The organism is Microvirga aerilata (genome assembly GCF_016743775.1).
In the GTDB taxonomy this organism is placed as follows: Bacteria; Pseudomonadota; Alphaproteobacteria; order Rhizobiales; family Beijerinckiaceae; genus Microvirga; species Microvirga aerilata.
Genome location: NZ_JAEQMY010000271.1, coordinates 1 through 1461, shown reverse-complemented (window position 1 = coordinate 1461; position 1461 = coordinate 1). Strand labels below are relative to the sequence as shown.

Sequence of the window (1461 nt, the reverse complement as noted above, 5' to 3'; positions counted from 1 at the left end):
TCGGCAAGTGGTCCGGCACCGAGGTGCGGATCGACGGTCAGGACCTCCTGATCATGAAGGAATCCGACATCATGGGCGTGATCGAGCAGTCCGCCGAAGCCCAGAAGGCCGCTTAAAACAGCCCGGCCCGACCAGATAACAAATAACAGGAGGTTAGCTCATGGCTGCCAAAGACGTAAAATTTTCCTCTGACGCTCGCGACCGCATGCTGCGCGGTGTCGACATCCTCGCTAATGCTGTGAAGGTCACGCTGGGTCCTAAGGGCCGCAACGTGGTGCTGGAGAAGTCCTTTGGGGCGCCGCGCATCACCAAGGACGGCGTCACCGTCGCGAAAGAAATCGAGCTCGCCGACAAGTTCGAGAACATGGGCGCCCAGATGGTGCGCGAAGTGGCTTCCAAGGCGAGCGATGTGGCCGGTGACGGCACCACGACGGCCACTGTTCTGGCCCAGGCCATCGTGCGCGAGGGCGCTAAGGCCGTGGCCGCCGGCATGAACCCCATGGATCTCAAGCGCGGCATTGACTTGGCCGTGGCAGAGGCCGTGAAGGACATCCAGTCCCGCGCCAAGAAGGTGGCCTCGTCCGAGGAAATCGCCCAAGTCGGCACCATCTCGGCTAATGGTGATGCCTCGATCGGTGAGATGATCGCCCAGGCGATGCAGAAGGTCGGCAACGAGGGTGTCATCACCGTCGAGGAAGCCAAGACCGCCGAGACCGAGCTCGACGTGGTCGAGGGCATGCAGTTCGACCGCGGCTACCTGTCTCCCTACTTCATCACTAATGCGGAGAAGATGATCGCGGAGCTTGAGGACCCCTACATCCTCATCCACGAGAAGAAGCTCTCGTCCTTGCAGTCGCTGCTGCCGATCCTCGAAGCTGTGGTGCAAACCAGCAAGCCCCTGCTGATTGTGGCCGAAGACATCGAAGGCGAGGCTCTGGCCACCCTGGTTGTGAACAAGCTGCGTGGCGGCCTGAAGATCGCCGCCGTCAAGGCTCCGGGCTTCGGTGATCGCCGCAAGGCCATGCTCGAGGACATCGCCGTCCTGACCGCTGGTCAGACGATCTCGGAAGACCTCGGCATCAAGCTCGAGAACGTCACCCTCGACATGCTCGGCCGTGCCAAGCGCATCCGCATCGACAAGGAGAGCACCACGATCATTGACGGTGCTGGTTCCAGCAAAGACATCGAGGCTCGGGTCGGCCAGATCAAGGCGCAGATCGAGGAGACCACCTCGGACTATGACCGTGAGAAGCTGCAGGAGCGCCTGGCCAAGCTCGCAGGCGGCGTCGCGGTGATCCGCGTCGGCGGCTCGACCGAGATCGAGGTCAAGGAGAAGAAGGACCGCGTTGACGATGCCATGCACGCCACCCGCGCTGCGGTGGAAGAGGGCATCGTTCCCGGCGGCGGCACGGCTTTGCTGCGGGCCAAGGGCGCTGTGGCCAAGCTCACCAGCGACAACCC

At 62.6% G+C, this 1461-nt stretch carries 1 protein-coding gene and 1 pseudogene; both read left to right on the top strand.

Annotated elements, in window-relative coordinates; all coding sequences use genetic code 11:
* Window positions 1-116, top strand: a pseudogene (locus JKG68_RS32280) (co-chaperone GroES); the annotation flags it as partial.
* Window positions 117-160: 44 nt separating this feature from the next.
* Window positions 161-1461 (top strand): chaperonin GroEL (groL, locus tag JKG68_RS32275; RefSeq protein ID WP_202066507.1); only part of this gene is annotated, 1301 nt, incomplete at its 3' end.